This window comes from Actibacterium mucosum KCTC 23349 (assembly GCF_000647975.1).
Lineage (GTDB): Bacteria > Pseudomonadota > Alphaproteobacteria > Rhodobacterales > Rhodobacteraceae > Actibacterium > Actibacterium mucosum.
This window is the reverse complement of sequence record NZ_JFKE01000004.1, coordinates 511,842-536,952: the sequence shown is the minus strand read 5'-3', so window position 1 is coordinate 536,952 and position 25,111 is coordinate 511,842. Positions and strand designations below refer to the sequence as shown.

The 25,111-nt window shown below is 62.4% G+C and carries 22 protein-coding genes; 18 read left to right on the top strand and 4 right to left on the bottom strand.

The features are described from left to right. From ACMU_RS11900 to recN, 17 genes are all read left to right on the top strand, one after another. The coding region (locus tag ACMU_RS11900; protein ID WP_035259658.1) for a tetratricopeptide repeat protein at nucleotides 1-494 on the top strand (494 nt) is incomplete at its 5' end. Nucleotides 495-596: 102 nt separating this feature from the next. After that, entirely contained in the window at nucleotides 597-1,994 is a 1,398-nt protein-coding gene (gene murD / locus ACMU_RS11895; RefSeq protein ID WP_035259881.1) for a UDP-N-acetylmuramoyl-L-alanine--D-glutamate ligase, read from the top strand. 388 nt (nucleotides 1,995-2,382) lie between these two features. After that, a complete protein-coding gene (ftsW, locus tag ACMU_RS11890) occupies nucleotides 2,383-3,546 on the top strand; it encodes a putative lipid II flippase FtsW (RefSeq protein WP_035259657.1) in 1,164 nt (387 codons plus the stop codon). After that, the gene (gene murG, locus ACMU_RS11885; protein ID WP_035259656.1) at nucleotides 3,543-4,640 is read left to right on the top strand and encodes an undecaprenyldiphospho-muramoylpentapeptide beta-N-acetylglucosaminyltransferase; all 1,098 of its coding nucleotides are present in this window, start codon (nucleotides 3,543-3,545) and stop codon (nucleotides 4,638-4,640) included. Before ftsW ends, murG begins: the two co-directional genes overlap by 4 nt. A gap of 3 nt (nucleotides 4,641-4,643) precedes the next feature. Continuing rightward, nucleotides 4,644-6,044 carry a UDP-N-acetylmuramate--L-alanine ligase gene (murC, locus tag ACMU_RS11880; RefSeq protein WP_035259654.1) on the top strand — a complete coding sequence of 467 codons (1,401 nt, stop codon included), beginning with the start codon at nucleotides 4,644-4,646 and terminating at the stop codon, nucleotides 6,042-6,044. 63 nt (nucleotides 6,045-6,107) lie between these two features. Next, on the top strand, nucleotides 6,108-7,304 hold the full coding sequence (locus tag ACMU_RS11875; protein ID WP_035259653.1) for an APC family permease: 1,197 nt from the start codon (nucleotides 6,108-6,110) through the stop codon (nucleotides 7,302-7,304). Further along, nucleotides 7,305-7,574: a DUF2484 family protein gene (locus ACMU_RS11870; protein ID WP_035259651.1), complete on the top strand. Its 270-nt coding sequence runs from the start codon at nucleotides 7,305-7,307 to the stop codon at nucleotides 7,572-7,574. It abuts the gene before it with no gap. Further along, nucleotides 7,571-7,822 (top strand): DUF2484 family protein, encoded by a 252-nt coding sequence (locus ACMU_RS11865; protein ID WP_035259650.1) that lies wholly within the window; start codon nucleotides 7,571-7,573, stop codon nucleotides 7,820-7,822. Before ACMU_RS11870 ends, ACMU_RS11865 begins: the two co-directional genes overlap by 4 nt. Beyond that, entirely contained in the window at nucleotides 7,819-8,112 is a 294-nt protein-coding gene (locus tag ACMU_RS11860) for a hypothetical protein (protein ID WP_035259649.1), read from the top strand. The genes ACMU_RS11865 and ACMU_RS11860 overlap by 4 nt, the downstream gene beginning before the upstream one ends. Next, nucleotides 8,096-9,034, top strand: a complete 939-nt coding sequence (murB, locus tag ACMU_RS11855) for a UDP-N-acetylmuramate dehydrogenase (RefSeq protein ID WP_035259647.1) — start codon at nucleotides 8,096-8,098, stop codon at nucleotides 9,032-9,034. The genes ACMU_RS11860 and murB overlap by 17 nt, the downstream gene beginning before the upstream one ends. Nucleotides 9,035-9,081: 47 nt before the next feature. Continuing rightward, nucleotides 9,082-9,996 (top strand): D-alanine--D-alanine ligase, encoded by a 915-nt coding sequence (locus ACMU_RS11850; RefSeq protein ID WP_035259645.1) that lies wholly within the window; start codon nucleotides 9,082-9,084, stop codon nucleotides 9,994-9,996. After that, nucleotides 9,984-10,859 carry a cell division protein FtsQ/DivIB gene (locus ACMU_RS11845; RefSeq protein WP_035259643.1) on the top strand — a complete coding sequence of 292 codons (876 nt, stop codon included), beginning with the start codon at nucleotides 9,984-9,986 and terminating at the stop codon, nucleotides 10,857-10,859. The genes ACMU_RS11850 and ACMU_RS11845 overlap by 13 nt, the downstream gene beginning before the upstream one ends. Then, complete coding sequence (gene ftsA, locus ACMU_RS11840) at nucleotides 10,856-12,190, top strand: cell division protein FtsA (RefSeq protein ID WP_035259642.1); 1,335 nt, start codon at nucleotides 10,856-10,858, stop codon at nucleotides 12,188-12,190. The genes ACMU_RS11845 and ftsA overlap by 4 nt, the downstream gene beginning before the upstream one ends. A gap of 174 nt (nucleotides 12,191-12,364) precedes the next feature. Beyond that, complete coding sequence (gene ftsZ / locus ACMU_RS11835; protein ID WP_035259641.1) at nucleotides 12,365-13,972, top strand: cell division protein FtsZ; 1,608 nt, start codon at nucleotides 12,365-12,367, stop codon at nucleotides 13,970-13,972. Between the two features lie 227 nt (nucleotides 13,973-14,199). Next, complete coding sequence (lpxC, locus tag ACMU_RS11830) at nucleotides 14,200-15,120, top strand: UDP-3-O-acyl-N-acetylglucosamine deacetylase (RefSeq protein ID WP_035259879.1); 921 nt, start codon at nucleotides 14,200-14,202, stop codon at nucleotides 15,118-15,120. A 163-nt stretch (nucleotides 15,121-15,283) separates the two neighbouring features. Continuing rightward, nucleotides 15,284-16,078, top strand: coding sequence for an outer membrane protein assembly factor BamD (locus tag ACMU_RS11825; RefSeq protein WP_236626253.1), 795 nt, complete (start codon nucleotides 15,284-15,286; stop codon nucleotides 16,076-16,078). A 21-nt stretch (nucleotides 16,079-16,099) separates the two neighbouring features. After that, entirely contained in the window at nucleotides 16,100-17,752 is a 1,653-nt protein-coding gene (gene recN / locus ACMU_RS11820; RefSeq protein WP_035259637.1) for a DNA repair protein RecN, read from the top strand. A 75-nt stretch (nucleotides 17,753-17,827) separates the two neighbouring features. Here recN and ACMU_RS11815 read toward each other — a convergent pair whose 3' ends face one another. After that, nucleotides 17,828-19,201, bottom strand: a complete 1,374-nt coding sequence (locus tag ACMU_RS11815; RefSeq protein WP_035259878.1) for an FAD-binding oxidoreductase — start codon at nucleotides 19,199-19,201, stop codon at nucleotides 17,828-17,830. 73 nt (nucleotides 19,202-19,274) lie between these two features. Here ACMU_RS11815 and ACMU_RS11810 point away from each other — a divergent pair, with 73 nt between their 5' ends. After that, nucleotides 19,275-20,963 (top strand): chloride channel protein, encoded by a 1,689-nt coding sequence (locus ACMU_RS11810; RefSeq protein WP_081805506.1) that lies wholly within the window; start codon nucleotides 19,275-19,277, stop codon nucleotides 20,961-20,963. Between the two features lie 3 nt (nucleotides 20,964-20,966). Here the strand turns inward: ACMU_RS11810 and ACMU_RS11805 are convergent, their stop codons facing one another. From ACMU_RS11805 to cobT, 3 genes are all read right to left on the bottom strand, one after another. Then, nucleotides 20,967-21,308, bottom strand: coding sequence for a DUF427 domain-containing protein (locus ACMU_RS11805; protein ID WP_035259635.1), 342 nt, complete (start codon nucleotides 21,306-21,308; stop codon nucleotides 20,967-20,969). A 96-nt stretch (nucleotides 21,309-21,404) separates the two neighbouring features. Continuing rightward, nucleotides 21,405-23,195, bottom strand: a complete 1,791-nt coding sequence (locus ACMU_RS11800; protein WP_035259633.1) for an aminopeptidase P family protein — start codon at nucleotides 23,193-23,195, stop codon at nucleotides 21,405-21,407. Continuing rightward, complete coding sequence (gene cobT / locus ACMU_RS11795; protein WP_236626243.1) at nucleotides 23,195-25,078, bottom strand: cobaltochelatase subunit CobT; 1,884 nt, start codon at nucleotides 25,076-25,078, stop codon at nucleotides 23,195-23,197. Before cobT ends, ACMU_RS11800 begins: the two co-directional genes overlap by 1 nt. Nucleotides 25,079-25,111: the final 33 nt, after the last annotated feature.

Sequence of the window (25,111 nt, the reverse complement as noted above, 5' to 3'; positions counted from 1 at the left end):
ATCGCGAGGCGCTTGAGATCACCCGCCAGGTGCACGGCACCGCGCATCCCAGCTATGCCACCCGCCTCAGCAACCTCGCCAGCTTGCTGCGGGACACAGGCCGGTTTGATGAGGCAGAGCCAATGTATCGCGAGGCGCTTGAGATCACCCGCCAGGTGCACGGCACCGCGCATCCCAGCTATGCCACCCGCCTCAGCAACCTCGCCGGCTTGCTGCGGGACACGGGCCGGTTTGACGAGGCAGAGCCGCTTTTTCGCGAGGCGCTTGAGATTGACCGTCAGGTGCACGGCACCGCGCATCCCGACTATGCCATCGACCTCAACAACCTCGCCGGGTTGCTGCGGGACACAGGCCGGTTTGATGAGGCAGAGCCGTTGTTGCGTGAGGCGGTTCAGATTTGGGAAACCTCTCTGGGCCCCGACCATCCCAACACCCAAACCGGGCGCGAAAACCTCGCCATCCTTCTGGCCGAGAAATCCGACCAAAAACTTTAAACTCCGCCCCTTTCGCCCCCTCGAAACTTTAAAAACTCCGTTAAACTCCGCGCCTTGCATTCGGCGACGCGCCCCGGCATGGTCCGCAAAACGGAGGGCAGCATGATACCGGTGCGCGGATTTGACGGGGCCAATGTGGCCGTTTTGGGGCTGGGCCGGTCGGGTCTGTCGGCCGCCCGCGCCCTGCGCGCCGGCGGGGCCGAGGCGATCTGTTGGGACGACAATCAGGCCGCCCGCGACCGCGCCGTGGGTGAGGGGTTCATCGTCACCGACTTGTCAAAAAATGATGCGTTTCAAGGGGTTGCGCGGTTGATCGTGTCGCCCGGCATCCCGCATCTGTATCCCGAACCCAACCGCATCATCGCCGCCGCGCAAGCCGCCGGCGTGCCCGTGGACAATGATATCGGTCTGTTTTTCGCCTCGCTGGGCCTTGGTGAATGGGATCAGTTCGACGTCACGCCCAAGGTGGTCGCCGTCACCGGCTCCAACGGGAAATCCACCACATCTGCCCTGATCCACCACATCTTGTGTGAGGCCGGCCGCGAGGCCCAACTCGCCGGCAACATCGGCCGCGGCGTCCTCGACATTGATCCCCCCGGCGAAGGAGGGGTTATTGTGTTGGAACTTAGTTCCTACCAGACCGAGCTTGCGCGGTCTTTGACACCAGATATTGCGGTTTTCACCAACCTGACCCCCGACCACTTGGATCGCCACGGCGGCATAGGCGGCTATTTCGCCGCCAAAAGACGCCTCTTTGCCGAAGGCGGGCCCGACCGCGCGATCATCGGCGTGGACGAGATCGAGGGCCGTTTCCTTGCCGGCCAAATGATGGAAAGCAGCGGGGACGAACGCGTCATCCGCATCTCGGCGGGCCAAAAACTGAACGGCGGCTGGACCGTCACCGCCCGCAAGGGGTTCCTGGCCGAAACCCGCAAGGGCCGGCAGATCGCGTCGATAGATTTGCGTGAAATCAGTGGCTTACCCGGATCCCACAATCATCAGAACGCATGCGCCGCCTATGCGGTGACGCGCAGTCTGGGCCTTGCGCCGCGTCTGATCGAGGACGCCTTGCACAGCTTTGCCGGCCTGCCGCATCGCAGCCAGCTGGTGGCCGAGATCGATGGTGTGAAATACGTCAATGACAGCAAGGCCACCAATGCCGACAGCGCGGCCAAGGCCTTGGCCGCGTTCGGGAAAATCCGCTGGATCTGCGGCGGGCTGGAAAAGGAAGGTGGGATTGGCGGCGCGGCGCAACACCTTGATAACGTGGTGAAATCCTATGTGATCGGGCGCGAGGCGGCGACCTTTGCCCTGCTCCTGAAAGACCACCCCCACAGCATCTGCACGACCATGGCCGAGGCGGTGAAACAAGCCGCTGCCGACGCGCAGCCCGGCGAGACGGTGCTGTTGGCGCCTGCGGCAGCGAGCTTTGATCAATATAACAGTTTTGAAACCCGCGGGGATGACTTCATACAACAGGTCCAACGGCTTAGCGCTTAGCGGAAACCGCTGGGCGGCGCATAATCCCGTGGGGTAGGACAGGGTGTTTCGTCGACCCAATAGCCCGCCGTAAAAAAGTTCGCGGACGGCCAGTTTGGATTGCAGCGCCCCAAGTCGGCCTTTTCGAAGGGAACGCGGCCACGCCGGTCAAGATACCCTTTCGACCCCGTTCCAACTGATCCACGGTGGGCATGCGCGCCAGAACTTTGCCGATGGCGGCCAGGATACGACGCGACACTTGCGCCGCGCCCTGTGCATTCTGCGCAAGAACCTGCCGTTGGGTGCTGTGGTCGATCCGCGATAATGCTGGATTTTGGCCCCTCGGCGCGTTACCCTGCGCCCTAGACCCGGAAAACGGGCAGGGCAGTTGAAAGCAGGCGGTTTTTAGATGACGGAAATGGTGTATGGGGCCGCGCCCGCAGCGGCCGGAGACCCGATTCTGCCACGCTGGTGGCGCACAGTCGACAAGCTGACGATGACCTGCATCTTGCTGCTGTTTGGCATCGGGTTGTTGCTGGGGTTGGCGGCCTCGCCACCCTTGGCGGCGCGCAACGGGCTGGAGCCGTTCTATTACGTGCAGCGACAGGCCTTTTTCGGCATTCTGGCGCTGATCGTGATGTTCGTGACGTCGATGATGTCGCCCAACCTGATCCGCCGATTGGGCGTGCTGGGTTTTGTGGCGGCCTTTGTCGCGCTGGCCTTGCTACCGGTATTGGGCACTGACTTTGGCAAGGGCGCCACGCGGTGGTATTCGCTGGGCTTTGCCTCGGTCCAACCGTCAGAGTTCCTGAAGCCCGGCTTTATTGTTCTTAGCGCCTGGATGATGGCCGCCAGCCAGGAAATCAACGGGCCGCCAGGCAAGATGCTGTCATTTGGCGTGGCGATCACCGTTGTGGGATTCCTTGCGATGCAACCTGATTTCGGTCAGGCGGCGCTGGTTCTGTTCAGCTGGGGCATCATCTATTTCGTGGCCGGCGCGCCGTTTCTGTTGCTGGTCGGCATGGCGGGTGTAACGGTCCTTGCAGGAACGTTTGCCTACCATAACTCGGAGCATTTTGCCCGACGGATCGATGGCTTTCTGTCCCCAGACCTGGATCCCCGCACACAGCTTGGCTATGCCGCCAATGCGATCCGCGAGGGCGGGTTTTTTGGTGTGGGTGTCGGTGAAGGGCAGGTGAAACAGTCGCTGCCCGACGCACATACCGATTTCATCATTGCCGTGGCCGCCGAGGAATACGGGCTGGCGCTGGTTTTGGTGATCATCGCGCTTTATGCGGCAATCGTGGTCCGTTCGTTGTTCCGATTGATGCGCGAGCGCGATACGTTCACACGGCTGGCTGGCACGGGGCTTGCCTGCGTCTTTGCGGTGCAGGCGATGATCAACATGGGGGTGGCCGTCCGGTTGTTGCCGGCCAAGGGCATGACACTGCCCTTTGTCAGCTATGGGGGGTCGTCGATTATCGCGGGGGGAATTCTGGTGGGCATGATGCTGGCTCTGACAAGGACGCGCCCGCAGGGTGAGATTGCGGATTTGATCGGGCGCCGGTCATGACCGCGCCGCTGCTGGTCATCGCTGCCGGTGGCACGGGCGGGCACATGTTCCCAGCACAGGCACTGGCCGAGGCGATGTTGCGCCGAGGATGGCAGGTGAAGCTTTCGACAGACACACGGGGCGCACGCTATGCGGGCGGATTTCCCCATGCGGTGGGGATCGAGGTGATCAGTTCCGCCACCTTTGCGCGTGGCGGTATCCTGGCAAAGGCGCTTGTCCCGCTTCGGATCGGAATGGGCGTGATTTCGGCGTTGCGCAAGATGCGCAAACAAAGGCCCACCGTTGTGGTCGGTTTCGGCGGATATCCTGCGATCCCGGCGGTGGCTGCGGCGACACTGTTGAAACTGCCGCGAATGATCCACGAGCAAAACGGTGTCCTGGGCCGCGTGAACAAGGTTTTCGCCAAGCGTGTTCCGCTGGTCGCTTGCGGAACGTGGCCGACGACGTTGCCGGAAGGCGTTGACGGCGTGCATACGGGTAACCCTGTGCGCGCCGCCATTCACGAGCGCGCCGGTGCTCCCTACATTCCGCCAGGCGATCACCCGATGTCGATCCTTGTCATCGGGGGCAGCCAAGGCGCGCGCATTCTGTCCGATGTTGTCCCTGCCGCGATCGCCGCATTGCCGGAAGCGGTCCGTGACAACATCCGCGTCAGTCATCAGGCCCGAGACGAGGATTACGGCCGCGTGCACACATTCTATGCCGAAAACGGCATTCGGGCCGAGGTTCAGCCATTTTTCCGCGACGTGCCAACCCGGATTTCCGAGGCGCAGCTGGTGATCAGCCGCTCGGGTGCGTCCAGCGTGGCCGACATCTCGGTCATTGGGCGGCCGTCGATCCTGATCCCTTTTGCCGCGGCGGCTGGTGATCACCAAACGGCGAATGCACGCGGGTTGGTTGACGCCGAGGCCGCCATCATGATCCCGGAATCCAAGCTTGAACCCGGCGCGCTTTCGCAGCAAATAAGCGCAATTGTGACGAATCCCGATGCTGCGGTCACGATGGCGCATAACGCGCTGGCCGCGTCGCGCCCCGATGCGACCGAGCGGCTGGTGGAATTGGTCGAAAACCTGGCCGAAAGCAAGGAACACTAAAGCATGAACGCAGCCGCCACCAAATTGCCCACCGATGTGGGGCCGATCCATTTTGTGGGAATTGGTGGTATTGGCATGTCGGGCATTGCCGAGGTGCTGTTGAACCTGGGCTATACGGTGCAGGGCAGCGACCTGAAAGCGTCGAAAATCACCGCGCGGCTTGCCGATCTGGGCGCGCGTGTGTTCGAAGGCCAGCGGGCCGAGAACCTGGAGGGTGCCGAGGTTGTGGTGATCTCATCCGCGATCAAACCCGGTAACCCCGAACTGGACGCCGCCCGCGCGCAAGGTCTGCCGGTGGTGCGCCGGGCCGAAATGCTGGCCGAGCTGATGCGACTGCGCTCAAACGTGGCCGTGGCCGGGACCCATGGCAAGACAACCACCACCACGATGGTGGCCGAGCTGCTGGTGGCCGGCGGCATTGACCCCACGGTGATCAATGGCGGCATCATCCACGCCTATGGTTCGAACGCGCGTATGGGGGCGGGGGATTGGATGGTGGTTGAGGCCGATGAGAGCGACGGCACGTTTAACCGGCTGCCCGCAACGGTGGGCATCGTCACCAATATCGACCCCGAGCATATGGAGCATTGGGGCACCATCGAAAACCTGCGGGCAGGTTTTGACGATTTTGTCTCGAACATCCCGTTTTACGGGCTGGCCGTGTGCTGTACTGATCACCCTGAGGTGCAGGCGCTGGTGGGGCGTGTGACCGACCGGCGCATTCTAACCTTTGGCTTTAACGCGCAGGCGGATGTGCGGGCGGTAAACCTGACCTACAAGTCGGGCGTGGCGCATTTCGACATTGCGTTGCAGGCCGAGGACATGGTGATCGAAGGCTGCAGCCTGCCGATGCCGGGCGACCACAATGTTTCTAACGCACTGGCCGCGGTGGCGGTGGCGCGGCATCTGGGGATGAAGCTGGATGAAATCCGCGACGCACTGGCCGCGTTCAAAGGTGTGAACCGCCGCTTCACCAAGGTGGGCGAGCCCAACGGCATCGCCATCATCGATGATTACGGCCACCACCCGGTCGAGATTGCCGCGGTGCTGAAGGCCGCGCGCCAGGCCTGCGAGGGTCGGGTGATCGCGGTGCACCAACCCCATCGGTATTCGCGCCTGTCGGGGCTGTTTGACGATTTCTGCGCCTGTTTCAACGATGCCGACGTGGTGGCCATCGCCGAGGTGTTCGCCGCCGGTGAAGACCCGATTCCGGGCGCCAGTCGTGATGATCTTGTCGCGGGGCTGGTGCGGCACGGCCACCGGCATGCACGCGCCATTCTGAACGAGGATGACCTGGTGCGCCTTGTACAGGAACAGGCGCAACCAGGTGATATGGTGGTCTGCCTTGGCGCAGGTACGATCAGCACTTGGGCCAACAACCTGCCAAACCGCCTGACTGTCTGATTTGCGCCAGATCATGGTGCCGCTTTTGGCAAGGGGTATCCTTGCGCCAAACAGGAGGATGCCGTGACCCAGCCAAGTGATCATCTGAAACGCCGTATCGGCCTGCCCTTGCTGACCGCCTATGGCGTGGGTGTCATGGTGGGGGCGGGGATTTACGTGTTGGTCGGCGTGGTGGCCGGATCTGCCGGGGTCTGGGCCCCCCTTGCGTTCTTGTTGGCCGGGATTGTCGCGCTGCCCTCGGCCCTGTCCTATGCCGAACTGTCGGCGCGCATGCCCGTTGCCGCGGGCGAAGCAGTGTTTGTCGAAGCCGGTTTTCAATCGCGTCCCATGGCGGTCATCGTTGGCTTGGCCGTGGTGGTTGCAGGCACCATCTCTGCGGCTGCCGTTCTGCGTGGCGGCGTTGGATATCTAACCGGCATTCTGGATGTCCCTGCACCTTGGGCGATGATTGCCATCGGTGTGCTGCTGACGGCGGTTGCTGTGGTTGGCGTGCTTGAAAGCCTTGCCTTTGCCGCCGTGTTCACCGCGATCGAGGTAATCGGGTTGGTGATGGTCAGCTGGGCCGGGTTCACCGCGCCACCCGTGGCCGAATGGATTACCCCGCCCGCGCCGGAATTCGCCGGGATCGCGGGGGCGGTCGCGCTGTGCTTCTTTGCGTTCATCGGGTTCGAAGACCTCGAGAACATGGCAGAAGAGGTCCGCGACCCAACCCGCGTCATGCCTCGTGGTATCCTGTTGGCACTGATAATCACGGCGGTTCTTTACGCGCTTGTGTCGCTGGCAGCTGTTCGCGCTGTACCTGCGGATCAACTGGGGCAGTCCGGGCAACCCTTGGCATTGGTCTGGCAGGCCGGGCAGGGCGGGTCCGCGGCCTTTCTTTCCGCCATCGCCGTGGCGGCCGCAGTGAACGGAGTTCTGGCGCAGATCGTCATGGCCGCCCGGGTTCTGTTTGGCCTTGGTCGACAGTTTTCGCCCCTTGCAGGGTTCACCACGGCGCATCCCCGGTTCGGTACGCCGGTGCGTGCGACGATACTGGTCGGGGCCGCGGTCATCCTTGGCGCGCTTGCCTTGCCGGTCGAGGATCTGGCCCGCGCGACTTCTGCGGTCTTGCTTGCGGTCTTCTTTTTGGTCAATGTCGCCCTGATCCTGCTGAAGCGCCGCGCGCCGCAGGCCCCGTTCCGTGTCCCCACATGGGTGCCGTGGCTGGGCGTGGTGGCGGCAGCAACGGCGCTGACACTGGCGTTTGGAACCGGACACTAAATGACCTACTCGCTGATCGTCGCCTTCATCTGGGTGTTGGCTGCCACCGTCACCGCGTGGATGCCCATGCGCATTCAGGTGCGCGTCGGCTGGCCATTGTTGTTGTCGGCGCCCCTTGTCATTGGCTATCTGGGGTACGAGCTGGGCATCTGGGTGGGGGTTGCCGCCGCAGCCGGGTTCGTGTCGATGTTCCGCAACCCGCTGGTCTATCTGACCAAACGCGCGCTGGGCCGGGTGCCGCCCTTTGACCCCAAGGAGCATGAGCCATGAGCCTGTCGTTGATCCTGCTGTGCGTCTGGGTGGTGGTCGCGGGCGTCTTGTCGATGTTCCCGTCGCGCCGCCATCACTGGCCGCTGGCCTATGCGCTGATGGCTGCTGGGGCGCCGCTGTTGGTCTTTATCTGGGTCGAAAACGGCACCGGCTGGGCGCTGATCACCCTTGTGGTGGCGGGGCTGATCCTGCGCTGGCCGGTGATTTACCTGGCCCGCTGGCTGCGGCGAACCCTGACCGGTTCATGATCTGGGCCTATTGGGGCGTCAGCCTGGCCGTTGGGCTGGGGCTTGCGATACTGGGGTTTCGGCTTGTCCGGGCGCGCAGGTTCGGCTGGGCCGGGTGTGCGCTGCTTTTGGCCGGTGCGCCGCAGATGTTCATGTGGGCGTGGATGGAGCGGGCCCAAGGGTGGGAGGGCCTGGGCGTGTTCATTCTGTGGATCGGGGTTGCGATCCTGGCATTGGGGGTTGTGTTGGGTATGTTTGTGGCCGTACTGGTGAACGCCGCAAAGAAGGAAAACAATGACCAAACCGATTGAGATGCCTGCGGTTCGTGGGACGATAACACCGCAGAAACAACTGGATGGCCTCACCTGGCTGCGGGTGGGTGGCCCGGCGGATTGGGTGTTTCAGCCGGCTGATCAGGCGGATTTAGCGGCGTTTCTGGCGGCGTTGGACGCTTCGGTGCCTGTCTTTCCCATGGGGGTGGGCAGCAATCTGATTGTGCGCGACGGGGGCTTGCGGGCCGTGGTGATCCGGTTGGGGCGCGGGTTCAATGGGATCGAGGTGGACGGCACCCGTGTGCGCGCCGGGGCGGCGGCGCTGGATGCGCATGTGGCGCGGCGTGCGGCCGAGGCGGGCGTGGATCTGACCTTTCTACGGACCATCCCCGGCGCCATTGGCGGCGCGGTGCGGATGAATGCGGGCTGCTATGGCAGCTATACGGCGGATGTGTTTGTGCAGGCCACGGCGGTGGCGCGCGATGGGGCGGTGCATGTGCTGGGGCCGGATGATCTGAACTTTCGCTATCGCCAGAGCGATCTGCCCGAAGGCTGGGTGATCACCGAGGTTCTGTTGCAGGGCGTGCCCGGTGACCCGCAGGCGCTGGCCAACCGGATGGACGAACAGTTGGCGCGGCGCGACGCCAGCCAGCCCACCAAGGATCGCAGCGCCGGATCCACCTTTCGCAACCCGGCCGGATACAGCTCGACCGGGCGCGACGACGACGTGCACGACCTGAAGGCGTGGAAGGTGATCGACGATGCCGGCATGCGTGGCGCGCGCATCGGTGGGGCGCAGATGTCGGAGAAGCATTCGAACTTTCTGATCAACACGGGCGGCGCAACGGCCGCAGATCTGGAAAATTTGGGTGAAGAAGTGCGAAAAAGGGTTTTTCAAAACAGCGGAATAGACTTACAATGGGAGATCATGCGCGTCGGTGAACCGGCGGCAGAAGAATAACTTCCAAGGGCCGCAAAAGGCCCGGTTTATGAGGCACATTCGTGGGTATGTCGAGCAGGGCAAACCCGAAAGTGGCGGTACTGATGGGTGGCCCCTCGGCGGAACGCGAGGTGTCACTTTCGACAGGGCGTGAATGCGCCGCCGCGCTGGCGGGCGAAGGATTTGAGGTGGTGCAGGTGGATGCCGGTGCCGACCTGTCTGCACGCTTGTCCGAAATTCAACCCGATGTTGTATTCAACGCCCTGCACGGTCGCTGGGGCGAAGATGGCTGTGTGCAGGGGCTGCTGGAATGGTTGCAGATCCCCTATACGCATTCCGGCGTTCTGGCGTCGGCCTTGGCAATGGACAAAACCCGGTCAAAAGCGACATTTGCCGCCGCGGGCCTGCCGGTTGTGACCTCGCGGATCGCGTCGAAGGCCGAAGTGATGGCGGCGCACCTGATGACACCGCCCTACGTGGTCAAGCCCAACAATGAAGGCTCGTCTGTCGGGATTTACATCGTACATGAGGCCGCCAATGGCCCGCCGAAACTGGCCGACACCATGCCGGATCAGGTCATGGTGGAAACATACGCGCCGGGTCGCGAGCTGACCACCACGGTGATGGGCGACCGGCCTTTGACCGTCACCGACATCATCACCGATGGCTGGTATGACTACGACGCCAAGTATAAGCCCGGCGGTTCGCGCCATGAGGTGCCCGCCGATGTGCCGTCCGAGATTTTCGATGCGTGCATGGAGTATGCAAAGCGAGCCCATGACGCGCTGGGGTGTCGCGGCGTCAGTCGTACGGATTTCCGCTGGGATGACCGGCGCGGGCTGGATGGGTTGATCCTGCTTGAAACCAATACGCAGCCGGGGATGACCCCCACCTCGTTGACGCCCGAACAGGCCGCGCATGCGGGGATGAGTTTTGGACAGTTCTGCGCCTGGATTGTGGAGGATGCCTCGTGCAACCGGTGAACCCAAAACGCGACCCCGCACCCACGCGCCTGTCCTACCGTCTGAACCGGTTGTGGCTGACACCCTTCTTCCGCGCGTTGTTGCGAGTGGGCGTGCCCAGCTTTGTCATAGTGTTTGCTGGTGGGTTCTATTTTTCGGACGCGGACCGGCGCGAGGCGATTGCAACAAAATACATGGAACTGCGCCGGTCTTTCGAGGAACGGCCCGAGTTCATGGTGGGGTTGATGGCCATCGATGGTGCGTCGACCGAATTGTCGGATGATATCCGCGAAGTGCTGCCGGTCGACTTTCCGATCAGCTCGTTCGATCTGGACCTCGAAGTGATGCGCGGCATCGTCGCGGGGCTGGACGCGGTGGCGCGCGCCGATCTGCGCATACGGGATGGCGGGGTCCTGCAGGTGACCGTGGTGGAACGTGTCCCCGCTGTGGTCTGGCGCTCGCGACGCGGGTTGGAGTTGCTGGATGCCGAAGGGCATCGGGTGGCCCCGCTGGCGGCACGTTCAGTGCGTGGCGACTTGCCGGTGATCGCCGGGGACGAGGCTGACAAAGCTGTCGTCGAAGCCCTTCTTTTGATGAATGCCGCCGCCCCGCTCAAGGACCGGTTGCGCGGATTGGCCCGTGTTGGTGCCCGCCGTTGGGACGTGGTTTTGGACCGCGATCAACGCATTTTGTTGCCGGAAACAGGCGCAGTTGAGGCGTTGCAACGGGTCATCGCGCTGGACCAGGCCGACGACATGTTGGAACGCGACCTTGTGATTGTGGATATGCGAAACGCCGCACGGCCGACGCTCCGGATGGCTCCGGGCGCGGTGGACGAGATGCGGCGAATAAAAAGCCTAGAGGCAGGAGTAATTTTACAATGACCGAGCTGTACCAGTCTCAGCGCGCCATGCGGCGCATGCGCAAGGCCGCGATGGATCGTGGCGTCGTGGCGATTTTGGATGTGGGCAGCTCGAAAATCGCGTGCCTGGTGCTGCGGTTTGACGGGCCGGATCGGTTCAACGGAGGCGACGGCGTTGGGTCGCTGGCCGGGCAAAGCTCGTTCCGGGTGATCGGTGCCGCCACAACCCGTTCGCGCGGGGTGAGATTTGGCGAAATCGACACGATGGCCGAGACCGAACGCGCCATTCGAACCGCTGTACAGGCAGCGCAGAAGATGGCCAAACTGCGCGTCGACCACGTGATTGCCTGCATGTCCGGTGCGACGCCGCGGTCCTATGGCCTGAACGGCGAAATCGATCTGGCCGAAAGCGTTGTGACCGAAAATGACGTGGCGCGCGTGCTGGCCTCGTGCGATGCGCCGGACTTTGGGCAGGACCGCGAAGTACTGCATGCACAGCCGGTGAACTTTGCACTTGATCATCGTTCAGGCATGGGCGACCCACGGGGGCAGATCGGCAACCGGCTTGCTTGTGACATGCATGTTCTGACCGCCGACGCGACGGTTCTGCAGAACCTTCTGTACTGCATCAAGCGCTGCGATCTGGAGCTGGCCGGGCTGGCATCGTCGGCATATGTGTCGGGAATTTCCTCGTTGGTCGAGGATGAGCAAGAGCTGGGAGCGGCCTGCATCGATCTGGGTGGTGGCACGACCGGCGTTTCGATTTTTATCAAGAAACACATGATCTTCGCGGACACAGTACGCTTGGGCGGTGACCATATCACCGCCGACATTTCCAAGGGTCTGCAAGTGCCTCTGGCGCAGGCGGAGCGGATCAAGACCTTCAGCGGCGGCGCCGTCGCAACCGGCATGGACGACCGCGATATGATCGAAATCGCCGGCGACAGCGGGGATTATGAACGCGACCGCCGGCAGGTCAGCCGGGCCGAGTTGATTGGGATCATGCGCCCACGGATCGAAGAGATCCTGGAAGACGTGCGTGCCCGACTGGATGCAGCCGGGTTCGAACATCTGCCCAGCCAACAGATCGTGTTGACCGGTGGCGGATGCCAGATTCCGGGCCTGGACGGGTTGGCCAGCCGTATCCTGGGCCAGCAGGTGCGCCTGGGCCGCCCGCTGCGTGTGCAGGGGCTGCCACAGGCCGCAACCGGCTCGGCATTCTCCAGTGCCGTTGGGCTGTGTCTCTTTGCGGCGCACCCACAGGACGAATGGTGGGATTTCGAGATGCCAATGGAACGCTATCCGGCGCGCTCGCTGCGTCGCGCGGTGCGTTGGTTCCGCGACAACTGGTGACGCAAGATACGGTGCCTTCGGCGAAATGCCGCTGGACCTGTTGAAAGAAAACGCAATATTTTGTGGTGTTTTTGCGTTTTTTGGGTGACCTTATCAGTGGAAAGGCTTAGAATCGGAGCAAGATAAACCCAGGCTGTTTAAGGCCGGGCATGAATAAAACAGGCGGACAGATCGATGACTTTGAACCTTACAATGCCGGATCAAGAAGAGCTGAAGCCGCGGATTACCGTATTTGGTGTCGGTGGTGCGGGCGGCAATGCCGTGAACAACATGATCGAGAAAGAGCTTGAAGGCGTGGAGTTCGTGACAGCGAACACCGACGCGCAGGCGCTTCAGCAATCTGATGCCGCGGCCAAGATCCAAATGGGTGTGAAGGTAACCGAAGGGCTGGGCGCGGGCGCGCGGCCGTCGGTTGGGGCTGCCGCCGCCGAAGAAACCATCGAAGAAATTGTCGACCACCTAGCCGGCGCGCATATGTGCTTTATCACCGCCGGCATGGGCGGGGGCACCGGAACGGGTGCCGCACCGATCATCGCGCAGGCCGCGCGTGAACTGGGCGTGCTGACCGTCGGCGTTGTGACCAAGCCGTTTCAGTTCGAAGGCGCAAAGCGCATGCGACAGGCCGAAGAGGGTGTCGAAGCCCTGCAAAAGGTTGTCGACACGCTGATCATCATTCCCAACCAGAACCTGTTCCGTCTGGCGAATGAGAAAACCACCTTTACCGAGGCGTTCAGCCTGGCCGACGACGTGCTGTACCAGGGTGTGAAGGGCGTGACCGACCTGATGGTGCGCCCGGGTCTGATCAACCTCGACTTTGCCGATGTCCGCGCCGTGATGGACGAGATGGGCAAGGCGATGATGGGCACAGGCGAGGCCGAGGGCGAAGATCGCGCCATTCAGGCCGCCGAGAAGGCCATCGCTAACCCGCTGCTGGACGAGATCAGCCTGCGCGGTGCGAAGGGTGTTCTGATTAACATCACCGGCGGGTATGACCTGACCCTGTTCGAACTGGACGAGGCCGCGAACCGCATTCGCGAAGAGGTGGATGCCGAGGCGAATATCATCGTTGGCTCGACCCTGGACACAGGCATGGAAGGCTCCATGCGGGTGTCGGTTGTGGCTACCGGCATCGACGCACAGGCCGTAACCGAAGCCGTGCCGGTGCCCCGCCGCCGCATGGCAGAGCCGCTGAAACCCGCAATTCTGGAGAACCCGCAACCCGCCGCCGCGCCGGTTGAAGAGGCCCCGGAACCCGTGGCAGCGGCCGGTGAACCAACATTGTTCCCGAACCTCGAAGCGGAGCTGGCAGCCGAACAAGCCGCCGAAGACGCCGCAGGTGTATTCGAAGACGAACTGTCTGACGATCTGCCGCCCCCGGCCTACCGTCCGCAACCGGTTGAAACACAGCCCGTTGCTCAGGCCCCGGCCTATGACGAAGAGCCCGCAGACGAAGCCTTTGTCGCGCCCAAACCGCGGGCGCCCGGCACCCCAACGCCCGAGGCTCTGGCCCGCCTGCAGGCCGCGGTGTCGAAGGTTCCGCGGGCAACCGAGAACCCGCAAATGGGGCAGGCAACCGCGCCCGAAGCCGGTGATCCGCGTGGCGCCGACAAAGGACGGTTTGGCATTGGCAACCTGATCAACCGCATGTCCGGCCACGGTGCCGAACCTGCTGCAGCGCCGCGTCAGCAACCGCCTGTGACAGGTTACGACGACGCGCAAGAGATGGACGAAGATCAGGAACGGATCGAAATTCCGGCCTTCCTGCGCCGTCAGGCCAACTAACAATTTTTACAGATACACGGGAAGCGGGCGGCACTCAGGCGCCCGTTTTTCTTTTGTTTTCAAAGAATTCCATTTCTGCACAGCAGCATTGGCAAGATTCTGCCGATGCGAAATGGGCAATGTTTCACAACGTTGCAATGTTTGAGTTGTGATCGACCCGGCAGGCTTTTACCTAATACGTGCCGACGTTTGGGGACGTTCGGTTACTGTGAACTTGGGTGAACCAATTGCAAACGACATTGCGTAAAACTGCTCGCTTCACTGGCCTTGGCCTGCATTCAGGACGTCCGGTTCGGATGGAGATCAAGCCAGCCGCCGCAAATCATGGAATCTGGTTCCGCCGCACGGATGTCGCCAAAGGCGACCCGATGATTGCTGCGTTGTGGAGCAACGCAATTCCCGCGCAATTATGTACCAAGCTTTCCAACGAAGATGGCGTTACGGTCGCTACTGTCGAACATGTTATGGCTGCGCTGGCCGGTTGCGGCATTCAAAACGCGGTAATCGAACTGGATGGCCCCGAGGTCCCGGTGCTGGATGGATCATCCATCCCCTATGTCACCGCGTTCATCGCAGCGGGCCGTCAAGAACTGGATGCGCCGGTTCATGCCTTGCAGGTGCTGAAGCCCGTGCAAGTTACCCACGGCACGGCCGTGGCGCGTTTGGTGCCGGCCGATAGCCTTGAGATCGATTTCCGTATCGAGTTTGACGAGGCCGCGATCGGCACTCAGCACAAGATGCTGAACATGGCCAATGGCAGCTTTGTTCGCGAATTGTGTGACAGCCGCACATTCTGCATGCAGTCGGACGTGGAACAGATGCACGCCGCCGGTCTGGCGCTTGGTGGCAGCATTCACAATGCCGTTGTGTACGATCAGGGCCGCGTGCTCAGCCCTGGTGGATTGCGCCATAGCGACGAGGCCGTGCGCCACAAGATGTTGGACGCCATGGGTGACCTGGCTTTGGCCGGGGCCCCGATCCTTGGCCGATATGAAGGCTTTCGGGCCGGTCATGCCCTGACCAACAAGCTGTTGCGTGCGCTGTTTGCTGATCCCGACGCAACCCGCGTTATCGATTGTTCCGCAGCCCAGGTTGCGCGTTTGCCGGGTGCCGGTGTGAAAGTGTCGGACGTGCAAGCGGTCGCCTAAACCGCTTTTCCCACTATAAGACATTTTGCAGCGGAATTTTCTGTGCTAGGACACGAGGAAGACCGCGCCAGTGCCGCCACGGCCAGGGCGGGCGAGGCCGAGCGAACAAGAGGTTTTGCAGCAGATGTCAAATATGTGGGGCCGCGGCAAGCTTTTGGCGACGATGGCAATTGTCGGCACTGTGTCGGCTTGCGGGCCGGGCGAACCTCCGATTGAAACGCGCAGTGCCGAAGCGATCTTTGCCGAGGCTGAGGCAAAGGTTTCCAACGACCGCACCGCGGAAGAGGCCGCTGTTCTTTATGGAGAGGTTGAACGCCTCTATCCATATTCCGAACTGGCCAAACGCGCGCTGATCATGCAGGCCTATGCCTATCATCTGGATCGCGACTATGAAAACAGCCGCGCCACCGCACAGCGTTATATCGACTTCTACCCGGCTGACGAAGACGCGGCCTATGCGCAATACCTGCTGGCGCTCAGCTATTACGACCAGATCGATCTTGTGGGCCGCGACCAGGGGCTGACCTTTCAGGCGCTGCAGGCGCTGCGTACGGTGATCGAACGTTATCCCGAAAGCGAATACGCGCAATCGTCGATCCTGAAATTTGATCTGGCCTTTGACCACCTGTCGGCCAAAGAGATGGAGATCGGGCGCTATTACCTCAAGCGCAGCCATTTCCCTGCGGCCATCAACCGCTTTCGCGTGGTTGTCGAGGACTTCCAGACCACAACCCACACTGCCGAAGCGCTGTATCGTCTGATCGAGGCCTATCTGTCACTGGGTCTGACGGACGAGGCGCAGACCGCAGGTGCGATCCTTGGTTATAACTTCCAGTCCACCGAGTGGTACGAGGATGGGTATAACCTGCTGCAGGGTGTCGGTCTGAAACCAGATCTGATCGGGACGGGCTGGTTGCAGGCGATCTATCGTCAGATGATCAAGGGCGAATGGCTCTGATCGGGGCTTTGGGGCGCTGGCATGCTGCGCAGTCTTGAAATTCGCGACATTCTTATCATCGACCGGCTGGAGCTTGGATTTCAGCCGGGGTTGAATGTGCTGACCGGCGAGACCGGGGCGGGCAAGTCGATCCTGCTGGACGCGCTGGGTTTTGTGCTGGGCTGGCGCGGGCGGGCCGAACTTGTCCGCAGGGGCGCCGCGCAGGGTGAGGTTGTGGCAGAATTCGATTTGCCTCACGGTCACCCGGCTTTTGCCGTTCTGGACGAGGCCGGGCTGGACGCCGAGGACGGCACCCTGATCATGCGCCGGATCAACACGGTCGAAGGCCGCAAAACCGCTTGGGTCAATGACCGCCGTGTCAGCGGGCAGGTCCTGCGCGAACTCAGTGACACATTGGTAGAGTTGCACGGACAACATGACGACAAGGGGCTGCTGAACCCGCGTGGCCACCGCACCATGTTGGATGGTTTTGCAGGTCTGGACACGGCTTTGGCTGAAACGCGGGCCGCTTGGCGGCAAGTTGCAGCGGCAAGGAAGGCACTGGATACGGCCGAGGCCGCTTTGGCCGAAATCCGCACCGAAGAAGAATTTCTGCGCCATGCCGTGGCCGAGCTGGACGGGCTGGACCCCCAGCCCGGTGAAGAGGCCGATCTGGACAGCAAACGCCGCCTGATGCAGGCCGCCGACAAAGTGCGCGAAGACATCGCCAAGGCGATCCAGGCCTTGGGGGGCGACGGCGCAGAGGGGCGCATGGGGGACGCGCAGCGCTGGTTGGAGGATGCCTCGGACGCGACCGAAGGGGCGCTTGGCCCGGCTTTGGACGCACTGTCGCGGGCGCAAGTGGAACTGGGCGAGGCACAGAGTGGAGTGGCCGCGGTGATGGACCAGCTGTCGTTTAATCCGGCCGAGCTGGAAATGGTCGAGGAACGGCTTTTTGCCATTCGCGGTCTGGCCCGCAAGCATAATGTGCTGCCAGACGAGCTGGGCAATTTTGCCGCCGATCTTCGCGCCAAACTGGGCGCACTGGATGCGGGCGCGGGGCACCTGGACGTTCTGAAGGCCGCGCTGAACGAGGCCCAAATCACCTATGACACGGCGGCTGATGCGCTTGGACTGGCCCGCGCCGAAGCGGCCGAAAGGCTGGACACGCAGATGGCCGGCGAATTGGCACCGCTCAAGATGGAACGCGCCGTCTTCGCAACCGAAATCACCGAAGGCGCCGCCGGCCCCGAGGGGCGAGACGAGGTTGCCTTTACCGTTGCGACCAACCCCGGCGCACCGGCGGGCGCACTGAACAAGATTGCCTCGGGTGGCGAGCTGAGCCGGTTCCTGTTGGCATTGAAAGTCTGTCTGACCCGCGAAGCGCGCGGCCTGACCATGATCTTTGACGAAATCGACCGTGGGGTCGGCGGCGCCACTGCAGATGCGGTGGGGCGTCGCTTGGCCGCGTTGGCGGACGAAGGGCAGGTTCTGGTGGTCACCCACTCGCCGCAGGTCGCTGCACAAGGTGCGCACCACTGGCGCGTGGCCAAGCGCGTGGAAAACGATCAGACCCTGTCCGAGGTTTTGCCCCTTGCCGCCGACGAACGCACTGATGAAATCGCCCGAATGCTGTCAGGTGATACCATCACGACCGAGGCACGTGCCGCCGCCCGTGCCCTGCTGAACGGCTGAAACGGATCGTCACCCCAAATGAAAAGCCCTGCCAAGGCGCAAGCCGCGGCGGGGCGATGAATGGGTGTCAAACGCCTAGTTGCTGCGCACCAGCTTTCCGGGGTTCATGATGTTCTGTGGGTCCATGGCCGTCTTGAGCTGCCCCATAACGTCCCATGCCTCGCCATGTTCGGCCTGCATATAGCCCAGCTTGCCCATGCCAATTCCGTGTTCACCGGTCACGGTGCCCCCCAATTCCAACGCACGGTCAGCCATACGTGACGACAGGCGCATCGCCTCATCCAGTTCCGCCGGAACCTCGGGGTCAAACACCAGCAATGCATGGAAGTTTCCGTCACCGACATGGCCAACCAAGGGGCCCGGCAGGGGCGAGGCATCAATGTCTGCCTGAGTTTCGGCGATCGCCTGCGCAAGGTTCGAGATTGGCACGCATACATCCGTCGACAGTCCGCGTTTGCCCGGAAACGCGGCGAAGATTGCATAGGCAGCATTGTGGCGGGCGGCCCACAAGCGCTTGCGATCTTCGGGTTTGGTCGACCATTCGAAACTCAGCGCGCCGTTTTCGCGGGCCAGTTCGCCAAAGGTTTCGGCCTGTTCGGCCACAACCGTGTCAGACCCATGAAACTCGATCAGCAAATGCGGGGCGTCCGGAAGGGCGGTGCCGGAATAGGCATTGACCATACCGGCCGACGCGGCGTCGATGAACTCGATCCGGGCCATTGGCACACCCATCTGGATGGTTTGGATCACTGTATCAATTGCGGCGCCCATATCCGGGAAGGCGCAAGTTGCCGCCGACACAGCCTCGGGCTGCCCTTTCAGGCGCACCGTCAGTTCCGTAATCAGGCCCAGCGTACCCTCGGCCCCCACAAACATCCCCGTCAGGTCATAGCCGGACGCCGATTTGCGCGCGCGCGTTCCTGTGCGGATAATCCGCCCGTCGGCCAACACAACCTCAAGCGCAATAACGTTCTCGCGCATGGTGCCGTACCGCACGGCGGTGGTTCCCGAACACCGGGTCGAGGCCATGCCGCCCAGCGAAGCGTTCGCGCCTGGATCCACCGGAAAAAAGAGGCCCGTATGTCGCAATTCTTGGTTTAACTCTTCGCGCGTTATACCCGGCTGAACGACCACGTCCATGTCCTCGGCATTGACATCTAGAACCTTGTTCATGTGACGAAAATCCACGCTGATCCCGCCGCGCACAGCCAAGGCATGACCTTCCAGCGACGTACCCGCGCCCCATCCAATGACAGGACAGTCATGGGCCGCACAGATTTTCACAATTTGTGACACTTCGTTGGTATTGCGGGGGAACACCACTGCATCGGGTGGCGTATTGGCGAAATAGGCCTCAGAATGGCCGTGTTGCTCCAGTTCTGCTTCGGACCGGGTGAACCGATCTTCCAAAAGGTCGGCAAGCTCTTCGAGCGCTTGTTCGATGGCCATGTAGTCCTCCGCCAATTCGGAGGCAGATTAGAGCAGCGAAGACGCGGGGAAAAGCCGCGAAATGAGGGGAACAATGGGTCTGCGGCTACGAACAATCCTTGCAGGCGATCTAAGGGATATCGCGGCTGAGTTTCGGCACGCCTGGACCGTGCTGCGGCGCCGAGGCCCCTCGAAAATGCAATTCTGGTTTATCGCGCTTTTGCTGGGCATCGTTGCAGGGTTTGTGACGGTTGGGTTTCGCGGGGCGATCAATTTGCTGCAATCCACGCTCTATGGCGTTGATGATCCGCGCAAGTTACACTCATTCGCCGAGATGCTGCCGTGGTACTGGGTGCTGATCATCCCCGTCATCGGAGGGCTTGTTGTTGGCCTGATCCTGAACCGGTACACCGATGATGGCCGCGTGCGGTCGGTGGCTGACGTGATCGAAGGTGCGGCGCTGCATGATGGCCGTGTTGAGCGAAAGGCGGGCTTGGCCTCGGCGCTGGCGTCCTGGATCACGCTCAGCTCGGGCGGGTCCACGGGGCGCGAGGGGCCGGTGGTCCACCTTTGTGCAACCATCTCCAGCTGGGTCAGCGAGCGTTTGAACGCCGACGGCATCACGGGGCGCGACCTGTTGGGATGCGCGGTCGCGGCTGCTGTTGCTGCTTCGTTTAACGCGCCTATTGCCGGGGCCTTGTTCGCATTGGAAGTCATCCTTCGCCACTTTGCCGTACACGCCTTCGCGCCGATCGTGATTGCCAGTGTCGCCGGCGCGGTCATTTCACGCCTGACCTTCGGCAACGTGACCGAGTTCGTGGTGCCCGCTGCCAATTCGCTGGTGCTTTACGTGGAGCTGCCTGCGTTCCTGATCCTTGGTTTAGTTTGCGGATTGGTCGCCGTGGTGATGATGCGCAGCTTGTTCTGGGCCGAGACCATTGGCAACCATATCCAGACCGAAACCGGTTTGCCCCGCTGGCTGCGACCGGCCATTTCGGGGGCGATGCTGGGCGGATTGGCGATCTTTTTCCCTCATATCATCGGTGTAGGTTATGAAACCACGTCTGATGCGCTGACCGGGCAACTGGGCCTGCGCGAGGTACTGTTGTTTGCCGTATTCAAGGCGGTAGCCGTGGCCATCACATTTGCCGGGCGCATGGGCGGCGGTGTCTTTTCGCCTGCATTGATGCTGGGCGCATTGACCGGGCTGGCCTTTGGCATCATCGCCACCTCGGCCCTGCCGGATTTGTCCGGGTCCGAAACGTTGTACGCGCTGGCGGGCATGGGGGCGGTCGCTGCCGCGGTTCTGGGGGCCCCAATTTCAACAACCCTGATCGTGTTCGAATTGACCGGCGACTGGCAGACCGGGATCGCGGTGATGGTGGCCGTCAGCACATCCACCGCGCTGAGCACGCGGTTGGTTGACCGATCCTTCTTCCTGACGCAGTTGGAACGTCGCGACAAGCATCTCGCCGCCGGCCCACAAGCCTATCTGCTGTCACTTTACAAGGTTGCCGTGGTGATGCGGGGCAAGGACAGCCCCGGTGCCGCGTCGCCCGAGGCCTGCGCCGCCCTGGTCGAGCTTGGCCTTTTCCTGAACCCAGACAGCACCTTGGACCAGGCCATGCCGATTTTCGAGGAAACCGGCCACAGTTTCATCCCCGTCATGCAGCCCGAAAGCGCCGACGGCGAAGCGCGCCTTCTGGGGGCGTTGTTCCATCTGGATGCGCTCAGCGCCTATAACCGCGCCTTGGCCGAAACTGCGGCCGAGGAACATTCGTAAAGGTCAGAGCCGCTCGACCGTCACCTGGTTGGTGTCAAAGGCCAGATGGCCCGCGATACGCTCAACACCGTCATTGGGTGTCTCATAGCTCCACGCCGCATTGGTCAGTGTCGCACTTTTGGTCTGGATCGAGAAATAGCTCGCCTCACCCTTGAACGGGCAGGTGGTCCGCTGTTCGCTGGTGTCCAGAAACGCCATCGCAACGTCGTCGCGCGGGAAGTAGATCACGGGGGTATACTCACCCTCGGTCAATTCCAGCGCATTACCGGTTTCAGCAAGGATCGCGCCGCCTGCGCGCACGACCCAAGTGCCTTCTGCGGCTCGAATTTTGATATGGTCAGCCAAGCTGAACCCTCCCAGTAGTTTAGGCGCGCCAGGGTAGCGCCTGAATTGTGACATTTCATGACACATCGCGGAACGGTTGCGGTCCGCGTCCCAGTGTCACATAGGCGCTGTCTGTGTTGCCAACCAGTGCTGAGCATCCGGCGACACGCGGGGGTGCAGCTTTTCGTGCACCGTGGCGTGGTAAGAATCGAGCCACGCGCGCTCGTCTGAAGACAGTTTATCCACCAGGATCAGCCGCCGGTCAAATGGGACGAAAGTCAGGGTTTCAAATGCCAGCATCTGGCGGTGGCCGTCCCCGCCTTCTGGGGTTTCGGCATCCGAGACCACAATCAGGTTTTCAAGCCGGATACCAAAAGCGCCGGGGCGGTAGTATCCGGGCTCGTTTGACAGGATCATGCCGGTTTCCAAGGGCACGTGGCTGATCCGCGACAGGCGCTGTGGCCCCTCGTGGACGCACAGATAGGCCCCCACGCCATGCCCCGTGCCGTGATCGTAATCTTGTCCGGCCAGCCACAGCGGATAGCGGGCGATTGCATCCAGATCGCGTCCAGCCAACCCTTGCGGCCAGCGTACTCGCGACATGGCGATCAATCCCTGCAAAACGCGGGTATAGGCCGCCCTTTCATCGTGGCCAACGTCACCCACTGCGACCGTGCGGGTGATGTCGGTAGTGCCGTCAATATATTGCCCGCCGCTGTCCACCAACAGCAGCTCGCCGGGTTTCACATCGCGGTTGGTCTCGCGCGTGACGCGGTAATGCATGATCGCGCCGTTTGGCCCGGCGCCAGCGATGGTTTCGAAACTGACATCGCGCAGGGCGTTGGTGGCGCGGCGGTAACCCTCCAGTTGCGAAACCACGTCAATCTCGGTCAGGCCGCCCTTGGGGGCGGTGGCTTCCAGCCATGTCAGAAACTCGACCATGGCCGCGCCGTCACGCAGATGTGCCGCGCGCGCGCCATCGATCTCGACCTTGTTTTTGCGCGCCTTTGCCAAGACGCAAGGGTCCTTGCCCAGAACCGGGTCCTGCGCCGCGCGCATCACCGCCACCGGCACACTGGCTTTGTCCAAAACCAACCGGCCCTGAAATGCTGACACCGCATCGATGAAGCCATCATAAGGGTGACACGTGACCTCGCGCCCCAGATGCGCGGCAAGGTCACTCAGGTTCGGGGCATCCGCGAAAAGGGCCACGCGGCCATCGGCAAAGAGCAAGGCAAAGGACTGCATCACGGGATTGCGCACGATATCCGTGCCACGCAGGTTCAACAGCCAGCAGATGGAATCCGGCAGCGTCAAAGCCGCGGCATCATGGCCTGCCTTGCGCAGATCAGCGGCCAGGCGGTTGCGTTTGTCTGCGGCGCTTTCCCCAGCATTTTCAATGGGATAGGGTAGGGCGGGCTGACCCGGGCGACCCGGACGATCGTCCCAGATCGCATCCACAAGGTTGTGCGTGGCCTGCAGGGTTATGCCACTGCCCGCCAGCCCCTGTTCAAGTTTTTCAATCTCGTCGCAACTGTGCAGCCATGGATCAAACGCCACCACGCCCCCGGCCGGCAGCGCGTCGCGCAGCCAGGCGGCCGGCTGCACTTCGGGCCAGTTCACCGGCGCAAACTCGGTCGCGGCCTGGGCCGGCGCCTGCAGCCGGTACCGGCCATCCACAAACAGCCCCGCCTGATCAGCCAGCGCGATGCAGAACCCGGCCGAGCCGGTAAACCCTGTTAGCCAGGCCAGCCGGTCATCGCAAGGGGCCACGTATTCGCCCTGATGCGCGTCGGCCCGCGGCACCAGAAACCCGTCCACTCCGGCCTCGGCCATGCCGTCGCGCAGCGCCGCCAGCCGCGGCGGTCCCTGCTCGGGCGAGGTGGTGGCGTCAAAATTCTGAAACATCAGCTGGCCCGTTTCAGACCCATTACGCGCGCCCGGGCGCGCGGATCACTGTCAAACAGGGCTGCCAATTGTTCGGTCATCGCACCGGCCAACTGGTCAACATCGGTGATTGTCACCGCGCGGTCATAGTAACGCGTCACGTCGTGGCCGATGCCGATGGCCAGCAGTTCAACCATCTTTTTCTTCTCGACCATGGCGATCACGTCGCGCAGGTGTTTTTCCAGCGAATTCGCCGGGTTCACCGACAAGGTGGAATCGTCCACTGGGGCGCCGTCGCTGATCACCATAAGGATCTTGCGCGCCTCGGGGCGCCCGGCCATGCGCCGATGCGCCCATTCCAGTGCCTCGCCGTCGATGTTTTCCTTCAGCAGCCCCTCTTTCATCATCAGGCCCAGGTTCGGGCGCACCCGGCGCCACGGCGCGTCGGCCTGTTTATAGATGATGTGGCGCAGGTCGTTCAGGCGGCCCGGTTGCTGCGGGCGGCCCTCGGCCAGCCATTTCTCGCGCGACTGGCCACCTTTCCAGGCGCGGGTGGTAAAGCCCAGGATTTCCACCTTCACCTGGCAGCGTTCCAGCGTGCGGGCCAGAACATCGGCGCAGATCGCCGCAATCGAGATCGGGCGCCCCCGCATCGAGCCGGAATTGTCCAGCAGCAGCGTCACCACCGTGTCGCGGAACTCGGTATCTTTCTCAACCTTGAAGCTGAGCGGGGTGGTGGGGTTCGCCACCACGCGGGCCAGACGGCCAGCGTCCAGAATCCCCTCTTCGCGGTCAAACTCCCAACTGCGGTTCTGCTGGGCCTGCAGACGGCGCTGCAACTTGTTGGCCAGACGGCTGACAGCACCCTTCAGCGGTTCCAGCTGCTGATCCAGATAGGCGCGCAGCCGTTCCAGTTCGGCCGGTTCAGCCAGGTCGGCGGCGTCAATTTCTTCGTCGAATTCAGGGGTATAGACTTGGTAATCCGGGTCGGCATCCGAATGGGGCGGCGGCGGGGGCGGGTCCAAAGGTGCCTCACCCTCGGGCAGTTCGGTTTCCTCGGACAGCTCGTCATCGGCCATGTCATCCATGGTCACCTGCGCTTCGGCGGCGTCCTGGGTCTGCTCCTGCTGTTGCTCGGGGCTGGCATCGGCGTTGTCGTCATCGTCCTGATCGTCGCCGGTGCTGTCGGGTTCCTGATCCTCGTCCTCGGCCTCGGCGCTTTCGTCCTGATCCTCATCCTCGAAATCAGGATCGTCGCCCAGCTGGTCGCCATAGCCCAGATCCGAGATCATCTGCCGCGAAAACCGCGAAAACGCCGCCTGATCGGCCAAAACCTCGTCGAGGTTCTCCAGCGTTTCACCGCAGTTGTTTTCGATAAAACCGCGCCACAGCTCCATCACGTTGCCGGCGGACTGCGGAAGGTCGCGGCCAGTGGCCATGTGGCGCAGATAATACCCTGCAGCGGCGGCCAAAGGTGCATCTGCGGCAGCCGTGATCTGACCGTACCCTTTTCGATCCGCCTCGGCGCCGATCTTGGCGTCGATATTGCCCGCGGTGCCGGGCATCGCTCGCGCCCCCACGGCCTCGCAGCGCGCGGTCTCCATCGCCTCGTACAGCGCGCGCGCCATCTCGCCCTGCGGGGCATAGCGCGCATGGGTGGCGGCATCGTGGAACTTGTGACGCAGCGCAAAGGCATCCGCCGTTCCTCGGGCCAAAAGGACCTCGTCACGGGTCATGCGCCGGCTGACCTGCGGCAGGCGTACCGCGTCGGCGGTCTGACCCGGCGGATCAACCGAATAAACCACGCCCAGCTCTGGATCGTCTGCCATCACCTTGGTGGCTTCGGCCAGCGCTTTCTTGAACGGATCTGCGGGGTTGTCGGTCTGCGCCATGGCGGAACTCATGCGTTTGGTATCGCTGGCAATCTATGCGCAATT